Annotated in this window: 15 protein-coding genes and 1 pseudogene; 8 read left to right on the top strand and 8 right to left on the bottom strand. The window is 59.2% G+C overall.

The window, feature by feature from the left end; translation table 11 throughout:
• The first annotated feature begins 259 nt into the window (after nucleotides 1-259).
• Nucleotides 260-945 (top strand): annotated as a pseudogene (locus tag ACWKWE_RS21360) (SDR family oxidoreductase).
• Nucleotides 946-1171: 226 nt separating this feature from the next.
• Complete coding sequence (locus tag ACWKWE_RS21355) at nucleotides 1172-2527, top strand: 8-oxoguanine deaminase (protein WP_483851615.1); 1356 nt, start codon at nucleotides 1172-1174, stop codon at nucleotides 2525-2527.
• A gap of 84 nt (nucleotides 2528-2611) precedes the next feature.
• On the opposite strand, the gene ACWKWE_RS21350 is transcribed toward ACWKWE_RS21355, so the two are convergent.
• Nucleotides 2612-3703 carry a calcium:cation antiporter gene (locus ACWKWE_RS21350; protein WP_483851614.1) on the bottom strand — a complete coding sequence of 364 codons (1092 nt, stop codon included), beginning with the start codon at nucleotides 3701-3703 and terminating at the stop codon, nucleotides 2612-2614.
• Between the two features lie 239 nt (nucleotides 3704-3942).
• On the opposite strand from ACWKWE_RS21350, the gene ACWKWE_RS21345 reads away from it, so the two are divergent.
• Nucleotides 3943-4896: an adenosine deaminase gene (locus tag ACWKWE_RS21345; RefSeq protein WP_166598398.1), complete on the top strand. Its 954-nt coding sequence runs from the start codon at nucleotides 3943-3945 to the stop codon at nucleotides 4894-4896.
• A gap of 91 nt (nucleotides 4897-4987) precedes the next feature.
• On the opposite strand, the gene ACWKWE_RS21340 is transcribed toward ACWKWE_RS21345, so the two are convergent.
• The gene (locus tag ACWKWE_RS21340; protein WP_166598399.1) at nucleotides 4988-5680 is read right to left on the bottom strand and encodes an ArsR/SmtB family transcription factor; all 693 of its coding nucleotides are present in this window, start codon (nucleotides 5678-5680) and stop codon (nucleotides 4988-4990) included.
• Nucleotides 5681-6354: 674 nt separating this feature from the next.
• Nucleotides 6355-7563: a multidrug effflux MFS transporter gene (locus ACWKWE_RS21335; RefSeq protein WP_483851613.1), complete on the bottom strand. Its 1209-nt coding sequence runs from the start codon at nucleotides 7561-7563 to the stop codon at nucleotides 6355-6357.
• 230 nt (nucleotides 7564-7793) lie between these two features.
• Here ACWKWE_RS21335 and ACWKWE_RS21330 point away from each other — a divergent pair, with 230 nt between their 5' ends.
• Nucleotides 7794-8153, top strand: a complete 360-nt coding sequence (locus ACWKWE_RS21330) for a hypothetical protein (protein WP_166598401.1) — start codon at nucleotides 7794-7796, stop codon at nucleotides 8151-8153.
• A 90-nt stretch (nucleotides 8154-8243) separates the two neighbouring features.
• Nucleotides 8244-8741 (top strand): GreA/GreB family elongation factor, encoded by a 498-nt coding sequence (locus ACWKWE_RS21325; protein WP_166598402.1) that lies wholly within the window; start codon nucleotides 8244-8246, stop codon nucleotides 8739-8741.
• A 230-nt stretch (nucleotides 8742-8971) separates the two neighbouring features.
• Here ACWKWE_RS21325 and ettA read toward each other — a convergent pair whose 3' ends face one another.
• A complete protein-coding gene (ettA, locus tag ACWKWE_RS21320) occupies nucleotides 8972-10636 on the bottom strand; it encodes an energy-dependent translational throttle protein EttA (RefSeq protein WP_166598403.1) in 1665 nt (554 codons plus the stop codon).
• Nucleotides 10637-11051: 415 nt separating this feature from the next.
• Between ettA and ACWKWE_RS21315 the strand changes: the two genes are divergently transcribed.
• A complete protein-coding gene (locus ACWKWE_RS21315) occupies nucleotides 11052-14891 on the top strand; it encodes a bifunctional diguanylate cyclase/phosphodiesterase (protein ID WP_483851612.1) in 3840 nt (1279 codons plus the stop codon).
• A 249-nt stretch (nucleotides 14892-15140) separates the two neighbouring features.
• Complete coding sequence (gene glyA, locus ACWKWE_RS21310; RefSeq protein WP_166598404.1) at nucleotides 15141-16394, top strand: serine hydroxymethyltransferase; 1254 nt, start codon at nucleotides 15141-15143, stop codon at nucleotides 16392-16394.
• A 181-nt stretch (nucleotides 16395-16575) separates the two neighbouring features.
• Here the strand turns inward: glyA and yjiA are convergent, their stop codons facing one another.
• The 3 genes from yjiA to ACWKWE_RS21295 all read right to left on the bottom strand — a co-directional run bounded on the left by yjiA (nucleotide 16576) and on the right by ACWKWE_RS21295 (nucleotide 19978).
• Nucleotides 16576-17547 (bottom strand): GTPase, encoded by a 972-nt coding sequence (yjiA, locus tag ACWKWE_RS21305; protein WP_166598405.1) that lies wholly within the window; start codon nucleotides 17545-17547, stop codon nucleotides 16576-16578.
• Between the two features lie 137 nt (nucleotides 17548-17684).
• Entirely contained in the window at nucleotides 17685-17882 is a 198-nt protein-coding gene (locus tag ACWKWE_RS21300) for a YbdD/YjiX family protein (protein ID WP_166598406.1), read from the bottom strand.
• A 26-nt stretch (nucleotides 17883-17908) separates the two neighbouring features.
• A complete protein-coding gene (locus ACWKWE_RS21295) occupies nucleotides 17909-19978 on the bottom strand; it encodes a carbon starvation CstA family protein (RefSeq protein ID WP_166598407.1) in 2070 nt (689 codons plus the stop codon).
• A 193-nt stretch (nucleotides 19979-20171) separates the two neighbouring features.
• Here ACWKWE_RS21295 and ACWKWE_RS21290 point away from each other — a divergent pair, with 193 nt between their 5' ends.
• Nucleotides 20172-20540 carry a PilZ domain-containing protein gene (locus ACWKWE_RS21290; RefSeq protein WP_401149774.1) on the top strand — a complete coding sequence of 123 codons (369 nt, stop codon included), beginning with the start codon at nucleotides 20172-20174 and terminating at the stop codon, nucleotides 20538-20540.
• Between the two features lie 157 nt (nucleotides 20541-20697).
• Here the strand turns inward: ACWKWE_RS21290 and radA are convergent, their stop codons facing one another.
• Nucleotides 20698-22068 carry a DNA repair protein RadA gene (gene radA, locus ACWKWE_RS21285; RefSeq protein ID WP_166598409.1) on the bottom strand — a complete coding sequence of 457 codons (1371 nt, stop codon included), beginning with the start codon at nucleotides 22066-22068 and terminating at the stop codon, nucleotides 20698-20700.
• Nucleotides 22069-22137: the final 69 nt, after the last annotated feature.

Raw genomic sequence — 22137 nt, 5'->3', positions numbered from 1 at the left:
GGATAACACGTGCAACGTTGTCCACAATGCCGAAGCTATCTTGCTCAGCGGGATTTGGTCATTTTTTGTACAAGAAAACTGAACCAAATTGACACTACGCTGCAACACTGTTCTGTTCGCGACAACCGCTGGAGGTTCGGCCACCACCACAGGGATCGCCAGAGTCAGCGGACCGTTACGCCGGAAAAATAAATTCCTGGCTCTGCGTGCGGTCCACTCTGCTAACCCTGCCCGTTTAGTTCTTCAAGGAGTGACATTCATGTCTGCCAAAAAAACTGCGCTCATCATTGGCGCCTCTCGTGGCCTGGGCCTTGGGCTGGTGCAACGTCTGACTGAACAAGGGTGGGACGTTACGGCCACCGTTCGTGATGCGCTCAAGGCCGATGACCTGAAAGCCACCCCCGCGTGCATATCCAGACGCTGGACATGGATGAGCAGTCCTCGCTGGAGGTCCTCACTCACAATCTCAAGGGTCAGGTTTATGACCTTCTCTTCGTCAACGCCGGCATCATGGGCCCGTTGCACCCCTCTCCTACCGATGCCACCGCGGGCGAACTGGGCCAGTTGTTCCTGACCAACGCCGTGGCACCCATTCGGCTGGCCAAACGCTTCGTCGACCAAATCCGGCCGGACACGGGCGTCATTGCTTTCATGAGCTCGGTCCTGGGCAGCGTGACCATGCCTGACGCCCCCGAAATGGCGCTCTACAAAGCGAGCAAGGCGGCGCTCAACTCCATGACCAACACCTTCGTCACTCAACTGGGCGACAACAAACCTACCGTGCTGTCCATGCATCCGGGTTGGGTCCGTACCGCCATGGGCGGCGAAGGCGCCGACATCGACGTGGAAACCAGCGTTCGCGGAATGGTTGAGCAATTGGAATGGTTCGCCGGGAAAGGTGGGCACCATTTCGTGAATTACAAAGGGGAATCGATTCCTTGGTAATCGCTTCGCTTATGTAGCCGTGCGGCTTGCCGGCGGCGGTGAATTCAATAACGCCGCAGGCAATGTGCTGCTGAAGATTCCACACACGGCATCTTGCATCGCCTCAACGGACGCACCTAAACTCCCCTTCGCCTCGCGCCCGATCCAACGGCGCGGCGACCCTGGATCAGCAGACAGGGCAAAACTGAGCTGGCTACCTGAATCCACTTTTCAGAGGAGCCGGCCCATGCCCGCTATCCGCATCTGGTTGAAAACTCCCCTCGCCGTGTTTACCGCCAATGACCTCGATGCCCGAGGTGGGCTGGTGGTGCAGAACGGTATGATTGTCGAAATGCTCGCCTCGGGCCAATCGCCTGCCCAGCCGTGCGATCAGGTCTTCGATGCCCGCGAACATGTGCTGTTGCCGGGGCTGATCAACACCCACCATCACTTCTACCAAACCCTTACCCGTGCCTGGGCGCCAGTGGTCAATCAGCCTTTGTTTCCATGGCTGAAAACCCTGTACCCGGTATGGGCACGACTCACGCCGGAAAAGCTGGCGCTGGCGAGCAAGGTTGCACTGACCGAACTGTTGCTGTCCGGCTGCACGACTGCCGCCGATCATCATTATCTGTTTCCGGACGGTCTGGAGCAGGCTATCGATGTCCAGGTCGAGATTGTGCGGGAGTTGGGCATGCGAGCGATGCTGACGCGAGGGTCGATGAGTCTCGGCGAGGCCGATGGAGGCCTGCCGCCACAGCAAACGGTCCAGCAGGGGCAGGTGATTCTGGAGGACAGTCAGCGGCTGATCGAGCGTTATCACGAGCGTGGCGAAGGTGCGCAGATCCAGATCGCGCTGGCGCCCTGCTCGCCATTTTCCGTGACCACCGAGATCATGTCCGAAAGCGCTGCATTGGCTGAAAAACTCGACGTTCGCCTGCACACTCACTTGGCCGAGACGCTGGACGAAGAGGACTTTTGCCTACAACGCTTTGGCCTGCGCACGGTGGATTATCTCGACAGCGTGGGTTGGCTCGGACCGCGGACCTGGCTCGCTCACGGCATTCATTTCAATAAGCAGGAAATCGCCCGGCTGGGCGCAGCGGGAACCGGTATTTGCCATTGCCCGAGTTCGAACATGCGCCTGGCGTCGGGGATCTGTCCGACGCTCGACCTAAGCGCAGCGGGCGCTCCGATTGGCTTGGGCGTCGATGGCTCGGCGTCCAACGACGGATCGAACATGATTCTCGAAGCGAAGCAGGCGTTGTACTTGCAACGATTGCGTTATGGCGCCGAGAAGATCACCCCCGAGATGTCATTAGGCTGGGCGACGCGAGGGTCGGCGCAACTGCTGGGCCGCAGCGACATTGGCGAACTGGCCGTAGGGAAACAGGCCGACATGGCGCTGTTCAGGCTGGATGAGCTGCGTTTTTCCGGCAGCCATGACCCGCTGTCAGCCTTGCTGCTGTGCGGGGCTGATCGTGCGGACCGGGTGATGATTGGCGGCGAATGGCGGGTGATCGATGGGCAGGTCGAGGGGCTGGATCTGAAAGGTTTGATCGCCGATCACCGGCAGGCGGCAGCGGAGTTGATCAAAGGGTGAGGTGACACGCTGTAGCAGTCCGGCTTGCCGGCGGCAGTGATTTTGAAGACGCTATCGCCAGCAAGCCTTGCTGCTACAGATCATCTATAAGCCCATCAACGACAGCATCACAAACGTTGCGAACAACACGAAGTGAGTCATGCCTTCGATGGCATTGGTTTCGCCGTCGTTGAGGTTGATGGCGCTCACCATCAAGGTGACGAAGATCATCACGGTTTGCACCGGCGTCATTGCCATCTGGAATGGCTGGCCGGTGTACAGCGCCATCGCTTCCATCACGGGAACCGTCAGGATCACCGTCGACAATGACGCACCCAGCGCGATGTTGACCACCGACTGCATGCGGTTGGCCAACGCGGCACGCAAGGCGGTAAGGATTTCGGGCGCTGCGGAAATCGCGGCCACCAGAATCGCGGTCATGACTGGCGGCGCCCCGCTGCCTTCCAGGCCAAGGTCTACGGTCTTGGACATGACCTCCGCCAACGCGCCGATGATCACCACACCAAACACCAGAATGCCGATGGAAAGCGACAGGTTCACTTCTTCGACGGCGTGCTCCGGCTGATCCTTGCGACGCTTCTTATCGGGATAGCTGTAGCTGAAAAAGTAACTGTGCGGCCCCACTTGCATGCGCAGGAACAGCGCGTAAAGCAGGATCATCGCGCCGATCGTGAAGCCGGAGTACACCTTCCAGTTCGACTCGGGGATGAACTCGGGCACGACCATCGACACGGCCATCGCGGTCAGAATCATCACGCTGTAGGAGCGTGCGGAGTCATCGTTGTAAGACTGTTCTCCATGCTTGAGCCCACCCATCAACGCGGCGAGACCGAGAATGCCGTTGATGTCGAGCATGACCGCCGAATAAATGGTATCCCGCACCAGCGTCGGTGAGGGTTCGTTGCTCATCATGATCGCCAGAATGACGACCTCGACCAGGACCGCCGATAGGGTCAGGATCATGGTGCCGTAAGGGTCCCCGACCTTTTCCGCCAGCAGTTCGGCGTGGTGCGCCACGCGCATCGAAGCACAGACGATAAAGGCTACCAGGACAATTCCCGCGATCAGCGCGACGGTGTTGCCGTGGCTGAGCAACTGGTGCTCGAACGGGTAGGCGAAACAGGTCGCGATCGCCGCTAACAGAAGAAACTTTTCTTGCTTGAGAATCGTGCCCATCGTTGCCTCTTGTCCTCGCGACCGAGGCCGCACATCCATGGAGTGATTAGTGCTCACGGCGATGAGAGTGCTTGTTGTAAATAAAGGTTTCAAGACACGTGTGTCACGCACTGCAGCCCGATTCCGTACGGGAGCATGATCGTTGCCGTCCGGACCTGAACCTTTCGGTCAGGTTTTTAACCAGTCGATGCGCATGACTCTGTAGAATGCCGGCCATTGCACCTGATGAGAAAAAGCACATGTACGACTGGCTGAACGCCTTACCCAAGGCTGAATTGCACCTGCATCTGGAAGGCTCGCTGGAGCCTGAACTGCTGTTCGCGCTGGCCGAACGCAACAAGATCGCCCTGCCTTGGACGGATGTTGAAGCGCTGCGCAAGGCCTATGCCTTCAACAACCTCCAGGAGTTTCTCGACCTCTATTACCAAGGCGCGGATGTGCTGCGCACCGAGGAGGATTTCTATGATCTGACGTGGGCGTACCTGCAGCGCTGCAAAGCGCAGAACGTGATTCACACCGAGCCCTTCTTCGATCCACAGACCCACACTGATCGGGGCATCCCCTTCGAAGTGGTCCTCAACGGGATTTCGAAAGCACTGAAAGATGGCAAAGAGCAACTCGGTATTGGCAGCGGCCTGATTCTGAGCTTCTTGCGGCACCTGAGTGAAGACGACGCCCAGAAAACCCTCGACATGGCCCTGCCCTATCGCGACACCTTCGTTGCCGTCGGTCTCGACAGTTCAGAGATGGGTCACCCGCCGAGCAAGTTTCAACGTGTGTTCGACCGCGCGCGCAGCGAAGGCTTCCTGACCGTGGCGCACGCTGGAGAGGAAGGCCCCCCTGAATACATTTGGGAAGCGCTCGATCTGCTGAAAATTCAGCGCATTGATCACGGCGTACGGGCGATTGAAGATGAGCGATTGATGCAACGGATCATCGACGAGCAGATTCCGCTGACCGTCTGCCCGCTGTCCAACACCAAACTGTGCGTATTCGACCACATGAGCCAGCACAACATTCTTGACATGCTGGAACGAGGCGTGAAGGTCACCGTCAATTCCGATGACCCGGCGTATTTCGGCGGCTATGTAACCGAAAACTTCCACGCGCTGCATGAACACCTGGGGATGACGCAAGACCAGGCGAAACGCCTGGCTCAGAACAGCCTGGATGCACGGCTGGTAAAACCCTGAACGGGTAATTCGTGGGGGGCGAATCGTGTCGCCCCCACGGTTTGATCGTTAGCCTGCCGCCCCTTGAAAGCGTTTCCCTCCTTCCGCCTGATCAAGCCGCTGCCGCTATCTTGCTGATTTCCCGTTGCCCGTTTGAAGAAACCTGCAACGTGCACGCCTCTTCCGTAGCACGCAACCAGCCCAACTGCATGAATAGCTGCAGCAGCCCGGCTCCCAATGCCCCGCCAAGATGCGGGTGCACATCACTGCAATCGATGCAGGCGCACACGGTTTCGCGCTGCCGAAGAGCAAGCGCTGGAACGAAGATGCCCCGCTCGGCGAACCGGGAAATGCCAACACTGGTGACTTCCAGCCGTTGATCGCATTGCTCGATCCAGCCAGCACCGAGTAACCGTTGATACAGCGCTGTCGCCAACTCTCCGCCCAAATGATCGGAGCACACGCTGGCTCGACGTAAAGGCAGCTGCGGCAACGGCTGTGCGACGCTGCGGCTGATGACTTCCGCGCTGATCACCGATGCACTGGCTAACGCCTGAACTGCGGTGCCGACCTCCGGTGCAGCCAGCCGGAAATATCGCTTTTTGCCTCGCGTTTCCAGCCTGAGCAAGCCACCGGACGCCAACCGTGCGAGATGCGCGCCGGCCGATGACGTGGATAGCCCCACCAGCAGTGCCAGTTCATCCGCCGCCCGAGAGGCCCCATCCAACAATGCCCACATGATCGCGCTGCGTTTCGGGTCCGCCAGCAGTGCGGCAATCTGGCTGATGCAAGGTGCATGTTCCATGTTTTCACTCCCTGTTGAAACATTCGTATAACGGTGGCCGGGTCGCCACATATCGTAAGCAGCCAACAGTGTTGCCATGACCGAATGATGGCCTTGATTTACGTCATATCTTGAAAACTCTGTGCAACAGAAGTCGTGTGGCAATACAGATTCGTCCGCGCGACCACAACAGGTTCAATGTCTTGTCATTAAATCGGATTCACAGTGGTGGCATAGTATAAGCGTTGCATCACCCGAGAGAATCGGCTCGCGGATACTTGATACTGAAGTTTGTCAGTATTGTCAGCAAAAAGTGACGCAAAGGCTCCCCTGTGTGGCGTGCCCAACAAACATTCACCAAGCGTCAGCATGCACGACTCGCGGGGCTTTCAGGCCGATTCACGCAAACGTCTCATCCGACGACCACGGTAATTGCCTACAACAAACTCTCCGATACCTCTCAAAAAAAACATCCATTAGTCTAACTCTGACCACGAGATTCTCTGATTGAAAAATCAGCTGTTTTATTTTTACAGAAGCGGAGCTGTAAGAAATGTCTTTTTTAAAGTAGTAAAAGGCAACCTATTAGTTTCGATTTTTCTACGCACCGGACACGATCAAACAGGTTCGGAGACGTCCGACACTCTGGATCAGGGCCGCCTGACTGCGACGCGCCGTGCGTCGCAGTGCAGGGTTCAAATGCGGACGTCGGCGTGAGGCATCGCCGCATCACGTTTTTGCTGAGCGCGGCGGGTCACCATCGCCAACCCTACCGCCAACACACCACACAGCGTGATGACGGTCGCCATTGGAACCGCTGTGCCGTCGTGGAGAAACCCCACTAACGACGCAGCACCCGCTGCCACGCTGAATTGCAGGCAACCGAGAAGAGCCGACGCGCTTCCGGCACGCTTGCCTTGTCCGGCCATTGCGCACGCGGAGGCATTGGGAATGATGCAGCCCAGGCTGGCAATGTAAATGAACAGCGGAATCAACAACGGCCACAGTTGTTGAGTGTGCAGCGAGGCAATCGTCAGCAGCACGACGGCTGCGCTGCAATAAAGCCAGACCGCACGGGACAGCAGCCATGCCGGACCGAAACGCCCCACAAGGCGGGCATTGACTTGCGCCACCAGGATGAAACCTGCGGCATTGGTGCCGAACAACCAGCCGTAATGCTCAGCAGGAACGCCATACAGTTTGATAAAGACGAAAGGAGATCCCGCGATGTAAGAAAACATACCGGCCATCGCAATCCCGCCGGTCAAGGCGTGGCCCAGAAAGATCCGGTCGCCGAACAGCGCCCAATAAGACCCCAATGCGCCCGAAAGTGGTAAGCGCGGATGCCCGGGGGGCATGCTTTCCGGCAATCCAAGCGCAACGGCGAGCGCCGTGAGTGCGCTGAACAGGGTCAGCGTCAGGAAGATGGCTTGCCAACCGTAGACGTTCACCAGCAGGCCGCCGAGCATCGGTGCCAGAATGGGCGCCAATCCCATCACCAGCATCAGTTGCGAAAATACTTTGGCGGACTGCACCGGGGAGCATTTGTCGCTGACGATTGCGCGAGACAGCACCATTCCCGCGCAGCCGCCCAAGGCCTGTACGAAGCGGGCGGCGATCAACCATTCAAGCCCAGGGGCAAAGGCGCAGGCCAGAGAAGCCAGCGTGAACAGCCCTACTCCGAACAGCAGCGGGATGCGTCGCCCGAAACGGTCAGCAATCGGGCCATAAGCCAGTTGCCCGATACTCAGCCCGAGAAAGTAGGACGCCAGGGTCATCTGGACGTGCTTCTCGTCAGTCCCGAATGCCAACGCCATCGCGGGGAAGCCAGGAAGATAAAAGTCGATGGCCATCGGGCCAAATGCGCTGAGGGCGCCGAGAATAAGGATCGTTCTAAGGTTCATCAATCTTCCTAAGCCGTTTTACGCAGCTCGGCAGTTTAACAACCTTGGCTGTTTTTCAGGTTGTCTAGAAAAAAATTACCAGAAGTTTTTTCACCCATGGCGGCCGTCAGGCGGAAATCGGGAACTAATCAGGGCTGACCGAGCATCGGTTAATGGATTTATCACACGCCTTTTACAAATAACTTACGAATCCGCTTCTAGACTTTTTACATAAGTCGAGGAATACGGAAATGAATACGCGCTGGGTTGTGCTGTGGTGCTGTTTAGTGGTGGCCGGATGTCAGTCTACCCACGACCAGTTAGTGTCTGAAGGCTATCCGCCTGCTTTCGCTGACGGGTTTCAGGATGGTTGCGGCAGCGGTCGTCAATCCATCGACCCCATGAAGGGGCAATACAAAAAGGATGTGCAGCGTTACTTGCGCGATACGATTTATGCGCAAGGCTGGAGCGACGGTTTCAATCAATGTCAGGGCCAGTTGGCCAATCGCAATGTTCAGGACCAGGGCCGGGACAGCATCTGGAATGATCGTGATCGAGCCTGGGACCAACAGAAAACCCAGGACGCCGCCAAGGCCTATCGCTCCCACTGATGCCTGTGTCGCTGCCAGGCATTTCGCGAAACTTACGGGATGCCAACATGGCCCAACGCGTAGGCAGTCAGTCACGAAAGGGAGCACGCCATGAGTCGGGCCTTCGTCAATGAAGACCATGCCGCTGCGCAGGCCAGCCAGCCGGTGGAGCGTCACGTCAGCACACATCCCAATTACGTCACCGCCCGTGGGCTTGCTCAGTTGCAAGCCCACGTCGCGGCGTTGCAGGAAGAGCACGGCACGCAGTCGGCACTGGGCGAGGCGGCAGACAGACAGCGTCTGGCCGATATCGAGCGTGACCTGCGTTACTTCAATCAACGGGTGCAGAGCGCGCAGGTGGTCTCGGCGGCAAACACCACCGACAAGGTGCAGATTGGCTGTTGGGTGACGTTCGCCGATGAGGAGGATCGTCAGCAACGGGTGCAGTTGGTGGGAGAGGATCAGGCCGACGCGGCGGCTCTGTTGATCAATTGGGCCTCCCCGCTGGGCAAGGCGTTGCTGGGCGCGCACGAAGGGGATGAGGTGACGTGGAAGCGTCCGGCGGGAGATCAGGTGATTGAAGTGGTGCGGATCGATGCAGATGTTTGAGTAAGGGTGAGCCATGGGCGCCGAATTACGCGGCGATGGATAACCCTGTGGGAGCGATTCATTCGCGATAAGGGCTCACAGCCGATGCGTATCTATCGTCTGGCCTATTCTTCGCGACTAATTCGCTCCCAGTGAAACCCTGGCACCTGCCGAAAAATGAGTGCCGCAGATTTTTTCCCATAAAAAACGGAGCCCGAAGGCTCCGTTTTTATGACACCGACCCCAAGGGATCAGGCCAGTTTCTTGTGTCGCACACGGTGCGGCTGGGCAGCAGCATCGCCGAGGCGTTTTTTGCGGTCGGCTTCGTACTCGGTGTAGTTACCTTCGAAGAAGACTGCTTGCGAGTCGTCTTCGTACGCCAGGATGTGAGTCGCCACACGGTCCAGGAACCACCGATCGTGAGAAATCACAATGGCGGCGCCCGGGAAGTCCAGCAGGGCTTCTTCCAGGGAACGCAGGGTTTCGACGTCGAGGTCGTTGGACGGTTCGTCGAGCAGCAGAACGTTGCCGCCCTCTTTCAGCGTCAGCGCCAAATGCAAACGACCGCGCTCACCACCGGACAGGTCCTTCACGAACTTCTGCTGATCGCCGCCCTTGAAGTTGAAACGTCCGACGTAGGTGCGCGACGGGATTTCGTAGTTGCCGATCTTGATCTGATCGGAACCGTCGGAAATCTGCGCGAACACGGTTTTGCTGCCGTCCAAATCGTCGCGGCTCTGATCGACGCACGCCAGTTGCACGGTTTCACCGATTTCGATGGAACCCGAATCCGGCTGTTCCTTGCCCATCAGCATACGGAACAGTGTCGATTTACCGGCACCGTTACCGCCGATCACGCCGACGATGGCGCCTTTGGGCATGGAGAACGACAGGTTGTCGATCAGCACGCGATCGCCGTAGCCCTTGCTGACGTTCTTGAATTCGATGACCTTGTCGCCCAGACGTGGACCGGCCGGGATGTAGATCTCGTTGGTTTCGCTGCGCTTCTGGAATTCCTGCGATTGCATTTCTTCGAAGCGTTGCAGACGGGCCTTGGATTTGGACTGACGAGCCTTGGCGCCTTTGCGCACCCACTCCAGTTCTTCCTTCATGGCTTTTTCGTGGGCCGATTGCTGCTTGGATTCCTGGGCCAGACGATCGGATTTGGCTTCCAGCCAGCCCGAATAGTTGCCCTCGTAAGGAATCCCCGCGCCGCGGTCGAGCTCCAGAATCCAGCCGGCGACGTTGTCCAGGAAGTAACGGTCGTGCGTGATCGCAACCACAGTGCCCGGGAAGTCGTGCAGGAAATGTTCGAGCCAGGCAACGGAATCGGCGTCCAGGTGGTTCGTCGGTTCGTCGAGCAGCAGCATGTCAGGCGCCGACAGCAGCAGGCGGCACAGGGCCACGCGACGCTTTTCACCACCGGACAGGTGTTCGACCTTGGCATCCCAGGCTGGCAGACGCAGCGCATCGGCGGCGACTTCCAGTTGACGCTCAAGGTTGTGGCCATCGCTGGCCTGCAGGATGGCTTCGAGCTTGGCCTGTTCGGCCGCGAGTTTGTCGAAGTCGGCGTCCGGCTCAGCGTACGCCGCGTAGACCTCATCCAGACGCGCTTGAGCGTCCTTGATCACGCTGACGGCTTCTTCGACCACTTCACGCACGGTCTTGGTCGGGTCCAGTTGCGGCTCTTGCGGCAGGTAACCGACGTTCAGTTCCGGCATCGGGCGCGCTTCGCCATCAAACTCGGTGTCGACCCCGGCCATGATTTTCAGCAGTGTGGATTTACCCGAGCCGTTGAGGCCGAGGACACCGATCTTGGCGCCCGGGAAGAACGACAGGGAGATGTTTTTCAGGATTTCCCGCTTCGGCGGAACAACTTTGCTCAGCCGATGCATGGTGAAGACGTATTGAGCCATGGAATGAAAACCTGGTTAGGACTGTGAATAAAGGCGCGAGCCCGGTTTGCCGCGCAAACCCGGTGCCTCGTCGCAAAAAAAACGTTTATTTAGCGTTGCGACTTGTCGTGCGACGCATCCGGGCCTTGAATGAATAAGGCACGAACAGAAGCGTTGCGACAAAACTTCCGAGTATCGGTCGTCAAGCTGGAGCAAAGTTTGCAAGCATTGCAGCCATTTGCAGAAAACCGGCTTGCAGATTCGGGCACATCGCGCGTGGCGCAAAGCTACCCGAATGCAGTCGAGAGGGCAAACCGTGCGGGCCTTAAGGGCTGGCACTTAGCCACAACTCAGGGCATGCTAGCCGCCATTTGGGCGTCAGGCTTATAGTGCATTTCGCACACGCTGATTCAGTCCAGCAGTCAGGATCACCAGTTTGTCCACACCAACACCCACTTCCCCGTTGCGCTCACCCAAAAGCGCGACGGCCGCAGCTTTTCGAAGCTCGCCCAAAGGTGCGCTGGCAGTGCTGGTGCTGCTCATGCTCGCGCTGTTGATATGGCAACTGGTCGAACAATTTCAGCAGACTCAGGACCGCCAACGCCAGCGTAGCGTGGACTACAGCATTCAGCTGGCCGACCGTCTGAGCTTGAACATGGCGCTCAGTGCGCAGGTGGCCCTCAACATTCTGGACGATGCCAAAGGCGAACCGCCCGTGGCCGATCAACGGTCGGCAACCCTGGAACGCCTGCGCTTGGCACTGCCGGGAATGCGCAGCGTGGCGTGGCTTGATGAAGACGCCAATATTCTCAGCGACAGCGCCAACAACAGTGCAGATGTCAGTTTTTTGACTGAACAGCGCGAGCGCATCAACGGTCGCACCTATTATTACGCTGACTCACTGGACGGCTCGACGCTCTACCTGTTCGTACGCCAGCCAGGAAACCGGGAAGAATGCCATTGGGCCATCCGACTCGACCCGCAGGTGATGAAAAACCTGACTCGGCAAAGTGATCAGGATTTTCGCGCGACGTGGCGGCTGGAGAACCGCACCACCGAGCACGTCATCTATGAGGCGGAGCCTGCGGACGACAATCGGACCGACAGCGCGGCCCAGACAGTCCTCCTCGAACCCCTGACCAATAGCGACTGGCAATTGCGCGGTCTGTTCGACGCCAGCAAAACCCGTCAGGCGCTGATCGCCCCGCTCGTCGCCAAATGCCTGATCGCGCTGTTGTGCTCGATCCTTCCGCTGCTGGCCCTGCGCAGCCTGCGTCGCCGCCAATTGCAATTGCACGAGAGTCGTCGCCGCTACAAGGACATCTTTGAAGGCACCGGCGTCGCGCTGTGCGTGCTGGACTTGTCCGGTCTGCCGGACTATTTGAAGCACCTGCAACTGACCACCAGCGATGAATTGCACAAACGCCTGATCAACCATCCGGACCAGTTGAGCGGCCTGTTGCATCAGCTACGCATTACCGAGGTCAACCAGGTTGCGGCCACGCTGCTCAATGCCGACTCTTCGGCGCGTGTCTGGCAGCAACTGATCGAGGGTTGCCCACGGTCGCGCAACGGCATCGGTGTGCAACTGATCAGTGCGGTGCTGGATCGCCAGCCTCAACTGGAACTGGAGATTGTGCTGCCCAACGCCGATGGCCAGGATCATCACCTCTGGCTGGTGGTTCGGTTGCCCGAGCAGCCAGAGGACTTCAACGCCGTCATCCTGAACATCAACGACATCACCAACCGCAAACAGACCGAGCTGGCGCTGCTGGAGCGCGAAAGCTTCTGGTCGGACGTGGTGCGCACGGTTCCCGATCACCTCTACGTGCAGGACGTCGTCAGCCGTCGCATGATCTACAGCAACCACCATCTGGGCCAGACCCTGGGCTACAGCAAGGAAGACTTGCAGCAGATGGGCGAGTATTTCTGGGAAATTCTGCTGCACCCTGATGACACCGACCCTTATGAACAACTGCGCCTGACCCGCACTGAAGAAGGCCGTCGAGACCTCACGGAATGCCAGTTGCGCTTCCGGGATCGCCAAGGTCGCTGGCGGCGCTTTGATATCCGCGAACAAGCCCTGGCGCCAGACCAGAATGGTCGTGTGACGCGCATCATCGGCGTCGCCAAGGACATCACCGAACAGATCGAGGCCAGCCAGTCTCTGCGTGACAGCGAACAGCGCTATCGCATGCTCGCGGAAAGCATCAGCGACGTGATTTTCTCCACCAATCAGAAGCTGCGCCCCAATTACGTCAGCCCGTCGGTCAACGCCGTGTTGGGCTACAGCGCCGACTGGATTCTGCAGAACGGCTGGAATTCGATCATCGCCAACCCTCAACAACTGGCGAGTCTTCAGGCCCTGCTGAACCGCATCGGCAAGGCGCTCAACAAGCCCGAGACATTGACGGAGCTGCGCAACGAAGTGACCACGCAGCTGTACCTGTTCGACTGTCTGCGGGCGGATGGACGCAAAATCCCCGTTGAGTTACGTCTGGTGTTGTTGTGGGACGAGGCCGGTGCCTTCGAAGGCATTCTCGGCGTAGGCCGTGACATCAGTCAGCAGCGCCGGGCGGAAAAAGACCTGCGCATGGCGGCGACGGTGTTCGAACACTCGACCTCGGCGATCCTGATCACCGACCCTGCGGGCTACATCGTGCAGGCCAACGACGCATTCAGTCGGGTCAGCGGGTATGCCGTTTCCCAGGTACTCGATCAACTGCCGATGATGCTGACCGTCGAGGACCAACAGGAAGCCCACATGGGTTACATCCTCAAGCAGTTGCACCAGCGCGGCAGCTGGGAGGGTGAGTTGTGGCTGAAGCGTCGGGACGGCGAGCATTATCCGGCATGGGTCGGCATCACGGCGGTATTCGATGATGAAGGCGACCTTGCCAGCTACGTGTGCTTCTTCAGTGACATCAGCGAGCGCAAGGCCAGCGAACAGCGCATTCATCGCCTCGCGTATTACGACGCCCTAACGCACCTGCCGAACCGGACGCTGTTCCAAGACCGTCTGCACACGGCCTTGCAGCATGCCGAGCGCCAGCACGCCTGGGTCGTGCTGATGTTTCTCGACCTGGATCGCTTCAAACCCATCAACGACTCCCTGGGTCACGCCGCCGGGGACCGCATGCTCAAGGAAATGGCCGCGCGGCTGCTGGGGTGCGTCGCCGAAGACGACACAGTGGCGCGCATGGGCGGGGACGAATTCACGTTGCTGCTGCAACCCGGCGCCACGCAGCAGGCGGCGCTGACCCGCGCCATCCATGTGGCCGAACAGATCCTCGCCAGTCTGGTGAAGCCCTTCGTACTGGAAGGCCGCGAGTTCTTCGTCACGGCCAGTATCGGCATTGCCCTGAGTCCTCAGGATGGCAATGAGCTGAGCCAGTTGATGAAGAACGCCGACACCGCGATGTATCACGCCAAGGAGCGCGGCAAGAACAACTTCCAGTTCTATCAGGCGGACATGAACGCCAGCGCTCTGGAGCGTCTGGAGCTGGAAAGCGATCTGCGCCATGCGCTGGAGCAGGAAGAGTTCACGCTGTATTACCAGCCGCAGTTCAGTGGCGACGGCAAGCGTCTGACCGGGACCGAAGCCCTGCTCCGCTGGCGCCACCCGACCCGCGGATTGGTGCCGCCCGGCGATTTCATTCCGGTGCTCGAAGAACTGGGGCTGGTGGTCGAAGTCGGCGAATGGGTCATCAAAGAAGCCTGTCGCCAATTGCGCGAATGGCACCTGGCGAAAGTCCGCGTGCCGAAAGTCTCGGTCAACATTTCCGCACGTCAGTTCTCCGATGGACAGCTCGGCATGCGCATCGCCAACATCCTTCAGGAGACCGGCCTGTCCCCGGCCTGTCTGGAGCTTGAGCTGACGGAAAGCATCCTGATGCGCGAGGTCAGCGAGGCCATGCAGATTCTCGCCGGGCTCAAGCGTCTGGGCCTGAGCATTGCGGTGGACGATTTTGGCACCGGCTACTCGTCCTTGAACTACCTCAAGCAGTTCCCGATCGATGTGCTGAAAATCGACCGCACGTTCGTTGACGGCTTGCCTTCGGGTGAACAAGACGCGCAGATCGCCCGCGCCATCATCGCGATGGCCCACAGCCTCAACCTGGCGGTGATCGCAGAGGGCGTGGAAACCTACGAGCAGTTGGAGTTCTTGCGCGAGCACGGCTGTGATGAGGTGCAAGGCTACCTGTTCGGCCGCCCGATGCCTCCCGCGCGGTTCGAAGCCCAGTTCAGCAATGACGCGCTCTTCATGCTGGACTAGAAGCAGCCGCGAGCTTTGAGCTGCAAGCTGCGAGCAGAAGCAGGCCTGCGGTGCTCGCACTATATGGCTTGAAGGTCGGAGCAAATAAAAGCACATGGCAAAAACAGAAGCCGTTACGCGATCAGCTTGAGGCTTAAAGCTCGAAGCTGTAATCCGCTCATCTGCCGCATGACCGCCTTTCATATGCCAGATAAAACGCGATGTTGTAGAATGCCCCCCTTTTCTACTGCCCGATCCCCGAGGACCGCCATGTTCAGCCGTAATTTGACTATCGCCAAGTACGACTCCGACCTGTATGCCGCTATGGAACAAGAAGCCAAGCGCCAGGAAGAGCACATCGAGCTGATCGCCTCGGAAAACTACACCAGCCCGGCTGTCATGGAAGCCCAAGGCTCGGTGCTGACCAACAAATACGCCGAAGGCTACCCAGGCAAGCGTTACTACGGTGGTTGCGAGTACGTCGACATCGTCGAGCAACTGGCCATCGACCGCGCCAAGGAGCTGTTCGGCGCTGATTACGCCAACGTCCAGCCGCACGCCGGTTCGCAGGCCAACAGCGCCGTTTACCTGGCCCTGCTGAACGCTGGTGACACCATTCTGGGCATGAGCCTGGCCCACGGCGGTCACCTGACCCACGGTGCCAGCGTTTCGTCCTCCGGCAAACTGTACAACGCCGTTCAATACGGCATCGACGGCAACGGCCTGATCGACTACGACGAAGTCGAGCGTCTGGCGGTCGAGCACAAGCCAAAAATGATCGTGGCCGGTTTCTCGGCTTACTCGCAGGTGCTGGATTTCCCGCGTTTCCGCGCTATCGCTGACAAAGTCGGCGCCTACCTGTTCGTCGACATGGCCCACGTGGCCGGTCTGGTCGCAGCGGGCGTCTACCCGAATCCGGTGCCTTTCGCTGACGTCGTGACCACCACCACCCACAAGACCCTGCGCGGTCCACGTGGCGGCCTGATCCTGGCGCGCGCCAATGCCGACATCGAGAAGAAGCTGAACTCCGCTGTCTTCCCAGGCGGTCAAGGCGGTCCTCTGGAGCACGTCATCGCGGCTAAAGCGATCTGCTTCAAGGAAGCACTGCAGCCTGAGTTCAAGGCTTACCAGCAACAAGTGGTGAAAAACGCCAAGGCCATGGCCGCTGTGTTCATCGAGCGCGGTTTTGACGTGGTGTCCGGCGGGACCGAGAACCACCTGTTCCTGCTGTCCCTGATCAAGCAGGACATCTCCGGTAAAGACGCTGACGCTGCGTTGGGTCGTGCGTTCATCACCGTGAACAAGAACTCCGTGCCGAACGATCCACGCTCCCCGTTCGTCACCTCCGGTCTGCGCTTCGGCACCCCGGCTGTGACCACTCGCGGCTTCAAGGAAGCAGAGTGCAAGGAACTGGCAGGCTGGATCTGCGACATCCTGGCTGACCTGAACAACGAAGCCGTAATCGACGGCGTTCGCGAGAAAGTCAAAGCCATCTGCGCCAAGCTGCCGGTTTACGGCGCTTGATAGCGGTTGCTTGATGTGAAAAAGCCCGGCGCTTGAGCCGGGCTTTTTTATGTCTGACGGTCGGCGATCAAACCTGTGGGAGCGACTTCATTCGCGATTGGACGGTACATCCAATACACATCTATCGGCTGTACGACCGAATCGCGAATGAATTTGCTCCCACAGGGTTCGGCGTACTGCCTTATTGCGCCGCGACCTTCGCAAACCCTTCCCGAATCTTGTCTTCTGGCAGATCGTCGGCAATGAACACGATCACGCTCTCACGCTTCTCGTCCGTGCCCCACTCCACGTCGAAATCAAAACCATAGAGCTTGAGCACGCCCTGAAACACCAGCTTGCGGTCTTCACCGGCGATATTCAGCACGCCTTTGTAACGCAGCAATTGCTTGCCGTGCTCTTCCAGCAGGTCGTTCATGAAGGTGCTGAGCTTGTCGATGTCCAGCGCCTTGTCGCTGCGCAAGACCAGACTGCTGATGCGGTCGATGCCACGACCTGCGGGGGCTGCCGGGCGCAGGACCATGCCGCCGACGTCGGCGTTCAGGTTGAAACCGCGCACATCCAGCAGTTCGGCCAGATCGATCTTGCCGTGCTCGACCACGCGAATCGGCGCCCGGCGGTTGATACGGGTCAGCCGCTCGCTCAGGGCTTTGAACGTGGCCGCGTCCACCAGATCGGTCTTGCTCACCAGCAGACGGTCGGCAAAGCCGATCTGGGCCTGGGCGATGGTCTGTTCCAGATGGGTGTCGGCGTGAGCCGCGTCCACCAGAGTGATGATGCCGTCGAGGATGTAACGCTCACGCAGTTCTTCGTCGATGAAGAAAGTCTGTGCGACCGGCGCCGGGTCAGCGAGGCCGGTGCATTCGATCACCAGACGGTCGAACTTGATCTCGCCGCTGTCCAGTCGCTCCAGCAGCAAAACCAGCGCTTTGGTCAGGTCGGTGTGGATGGTGCAGCACACGCAGCCGTTGGACAGGGTCATCACCTGCACCGGCTCGCTGCCGAGCAACTGGGTGTCGACCCCGGCATCGCTGAATTCGTTTTCAATCACGGCGATTTTCAAGCCGTGCTCTTCCTTGAGCAGGTGACGCAGCAACGTGGTCTTGCCCGCGCCGAGGAAACCGCTCAGAACGGTGACGGGGATGGGTGTGAACACAAAAATCTCCAGCACAAAAATGACTGTAGGAGTGAGCTTGCTCGCGATGGCATTGTGTCAGATACATCAACGTGTCTGGCACAACATCATCGCGAGCAAACTCACTCCTACAAGGAACGTGTTAATCGATCAGCGGATCAACAACACTTAGGCCCGCCCTTACCACCGTAACGCGCGTCCTGGCGTTCCCGAAAGAACGCCTCGTACGACATCACCGGTTTGTCGGGGTGGGTGTTCTGCATATGCTCGACATAGTTGTCGTAGTCCGGCATGCCGACCATCAAGCGCGCAGCCTGACCCAGATATTTACCCAGACGACTCAGGTCATTGAACATGTGCAGCTCCTCGCCTCACAGCGTACTCAATGGGTTTTAGGGAAGGCCTGAAACGGCGCTTCCTTGTCGGTACGCTCTTTCTTGACCCACGCTTCGCGACCGACTTTGATCGCGTAGAACAGGATACTCAACACCACGAACAGGAACAGCGAGGTCAGCGCCGCGTTGGTGTACGCGTTGAAGATCACGTGCTGCATCTGCTCGACGCTTTTCGCCGGGGCGAGGATCTGACCTGCATCTGCCGCTGCGCTGTATTTCTTGGCCAGGGCCAGGAAGCCAACGGCAGGGCTTGGGTCGAACAGCTTGATGAAGCCTGCGGTCACGGTGCAGATCAGCAGCCAAGAGGCTGGCAGGATGGTCACCCAGACGTATTGCTGACGTTTCATTTTGATCAGCACGACTGTCGCCAACATCAGCGCAATCCCGGCCAGCATCTGGTTAGAGATGCCGAACAGCGGCCACAAGGTGTTGATGCCACCCAGCGGATCGATCACGCCTTGATAAAGCAGGTAACCCCACAAGGCCACGCAGCCACCGGTGCCGATGGCGTTGGCGGTCCAGGACTCGGTGCGTTTCAGTGCGGGCACGAAGCTGCCCAGCAGGTCTTGCAGCATGAAGCGTCCGGCACGGGTACCGGCATCGACAGCGGTCAGGATGAACAGCGCTTCGAACAGAATCGCGAAGTGGTACCAGAACGCCATGGTGTTCTGGCCCGGGAACGCCTGGTGCAGGATCTGCGCGATACCCACGGCCAATGTTGGCGCGCCACCGGCACGGGCCAGGATGGTGTTCTCGCCGATGTCTTTGGCGGTCGCCACCAGTTGATCCGGTGTGATCACGAAGCCCCAACTGCTCACCATTTGCGCGACAGCGTTGACGTCACTGCCAACGATGGCGGCCGGGCTGTTCATGGCGAAGTACACGCCTGGCTCGATGACCGAGGCAGCGACCATGGCCATGATGGCCACGAACGACTCCATCAGCATGCCGCCGTAGCCGATGTAACGGGCATTGACTTCGTTATCCAGCAGCTTCGGCGTGGTGCCCGAAGAGATCAGCGCGTGGAAGCCCGACACGGCGCCACACGCGATGGTGATGAACAGGAACGGGAACAGGGTGCCTTTCCAGACCGGGCCGGTGCCGTCAGTGAACTGGGTCAAGGCCGGCATTTTCAGCTCAGGCGCGAGAATCAGGATGCCGATGGCCAGCGCGATGATGGTGCCGATTTTCAGGAAAGTGGACAGGTAGTCGCGCGGGGCGAGGACCAGCCAGACCGGCAACATCGCCGCAACAAAACCGTAGCCCACCAGCATCCAGGTGATCTGCACGCCGGTGAAGGTGAACAGCGGCGCCCACTCAGGGCTGGCCGCCACCTGACCGCCGACCCAGATCGACAGCAGCAACAGCACAACGCCGACGATGGAGATTTCACCGATGCGGCCCGGGCGAATGAACCGCATGTAGACGCCCATGAACATCGCGATCGGGATCGTCGCCATGACCGTGAACATGCCCCAAGGGCTTTCGGCCAAGGCTTTCACCACGATCAGCGCCAGCACCGCGAGGATGATGATCATGATCAAGAAGCAGCCGAACAAGGCGATGGTGCCGGGGATACGGCCCATTTCCTCGCGGACCATGTCGCCGAGCGACCGGCCATTACGGCGTGTGGACAGGAACAGGATCATGAAATCCTGCACCGCACCGGCCAGGACCACACCGGCGATCAGCCAGAGGGTGCCGGGCAGGTAGCCCATTTGCGCCGCCAGCACCGGACCGACGAGCGGACCTGCGCCTGCAATGGCTGCAAAATGGTGACCGAAAAGGATGTGTTTGTTGGTCGGAACGTAGTCCAGACCGTCGTTGTTCAGCACCGCAGGGGTGGCCCGAGTCGGGTCCAGCTGCATGACGCGGCTGGCGATGAACAAACTGTAGTAGCGATAAGCGACCAGATAGATGGCGACCGCGGCGACCACGATCCAGAGTGCGTTGATTGCTTCTCCCCGACGCAATGCAACCACTCCAAGGGCCCAGGCCCCGAGAATCGCAACGATCAGCCAGGGCACATGGCGCAGCAGACTATTATTATTTTTCATTTTTGAGTTCCAGCAGAGTGGACGTGTTTTGAGCAGCACCCAGAGTTTAGCGCTGCTGGAGCGAAAGGCCACCCCCCACGATGGTCTAGCGCGGGATTTGGCCTATAGTCAGAGCAGCTGTCGCCCTCGGGGCGGAATGATCGGCGCTCGGGTCCACGAAACCTGGCCGCCAGAGCCTAGGAGAAGTCGCGTCATGACAGATGCCCACGAAGACCGTCGACGTTTTAAACGTATCTCGTTCGATGCCAAGACCGAACTGACCCAAGGCCCGAAAAGCTGGCCGGTGCACCTGATCGACCTGTCGCTCAAAGGGCTGCTCATCGAACGGCCATCGCCGTGGCAGGGCAATCCGGACGAGCCATTCATTGTCGACATTCACCTCAACGTCGATATCGATGTGCGAATGGAAGTGCGGCTGACCCACGACGACCATAATCATCTGGGGTTCGTGTGTGAGCACATCGGGCTGGATTCGGTGACGCATTTACGGCGGCTGATCGAGCTGAACCTGGCGGATCATGCTGAACTGGAGCGGGAATTGGCGGCGTTGATTGAAGTGTGACGCTGCCAGACCTGAATAACCTTGAACCCTGTGGGAGCGAATTCATTCGCGATTGGTCGGTACATTCGACACATTTCTATCGATTGCACTGATGTCTCGCGAATGAATTCGCTCCCACAGGTATTACGTACGTCTGACGAGCTGGATTGATCGTCCTTTATTCCTCAAACAACGCATCCAACGCCTGATCCAACCGGGTCACGCCGATCACGGTCAGCCCCGGCGGCGATTCTTTTGGGGCATTGCCCTTGGGTACGATGGCGCGTTTGAAGCCGTGCTTGGCCGCTTCCTTTAAACGCTCCTGGCCGCTCGGCACAGGCCGCACTTCGCCCGACAGCCCCACTTCCCCGAACACCAGCAAATCCCCCGGCAAGGCCCGATTGCGAAGACTCGACATCACCGCGGCCATCAACGCGAGGTCCGATGCCGTTTCCAGCACTTTCACCCCGCCCACCACGTTGAGAAAAACGTCCTGATCGTGCGTAGGAATTCCGCCGTGACGATGCAGGACCGCCAACAGCATCGCCAGCCGGTTCTGATCCAGCCCCAACGTCACGCGACGCGGATTGGAGAGGTGACTGTCATCCACCAGCGCCTGCACCTCGACCAGCATCGGGCGAGTGCCTTCCCACGTCGCCATGACCACACTGCCTGCGACCGCTTCCTGCGCGCGGGTCAGAAAAATCGCTGACGGGTTCGAGACTTCTTTCAGACCCTTGTCGGTCATGCCGAACACGCCCAGCTCGTTGACGGCGCCGAAACGGTTTTTCACCGCCCGCAGCAAACGCAAACGTCCGTCCGATTCGCCCTCGAAATACAGCACGGTGTCGACCATGTGTTCGAGGACGCGAGGGCCGGCCAGTGCACCCTCTTTGGTCACGTGGCCGACGAGAAAGATCGCCGTCCCGCTCTGTTTCGCGTAACGCACCAGCAGCGCCGCGCTTTCCCGCACCTGTGCCACGCCGCCGGGTGCGGATTGCAGCTGCTCGGTGAAGATAGTCTGGATCGAGTCGATCACCATGACCTTCGGCTGTTCGACGCGGGCCGTGGCGATGATGGTTTCGATGGAGGTTTCGGTCATGACCCGCAGCTTGTCCTGGGGCAGGCTCAAACGGCGGGCGCGCATGGCGACCTGTTGTTGCGATTCCTCGCCGGTGACGTACAGCGCGGGCATGCGCTCGGCGATGGCGCAGAGGGTTTGAAGCAGGATCGTCGACTTGCCGATGCCGGGGTCACCACCGATCAACACCACCGAGCCGTCCACCAGACCGCCGCCGAGCACGCGGTCGAGTTCGGCTGAATTGGTGGAAAAACGGGGAATTTCTTCGACGCTGACTTCAGCGAGGGTCTTGATCTGTGCCTGCTGCCCGGCCCAGCCGCCACGGCCCGCTGGCGCCGCCGCGCCGCCGCTTTCGATCATGGTTTCGGTCAGCGTATTCCAGGCGCCGCATTCGCCGCATTGCCCGGCCCATTTGGGAAAGGTCGCGCCGCACTCGGTGCAGCCATACATGCGTTTGGCCTTGGCCATAACCCCTCCCGATGATCAAAAGTCGGCAATCATAACGCAGTTTGTGAGCCCCGAGACGTTGCTGATCGG

The sequence above is a fragment of the Pseudomonas salicis genome (assembly GCF_057128705.1).
Note: the sequence above shows the minus strand (reverse complement) of the source record. Positions and strands in the feature narration are given on the sequence as shown.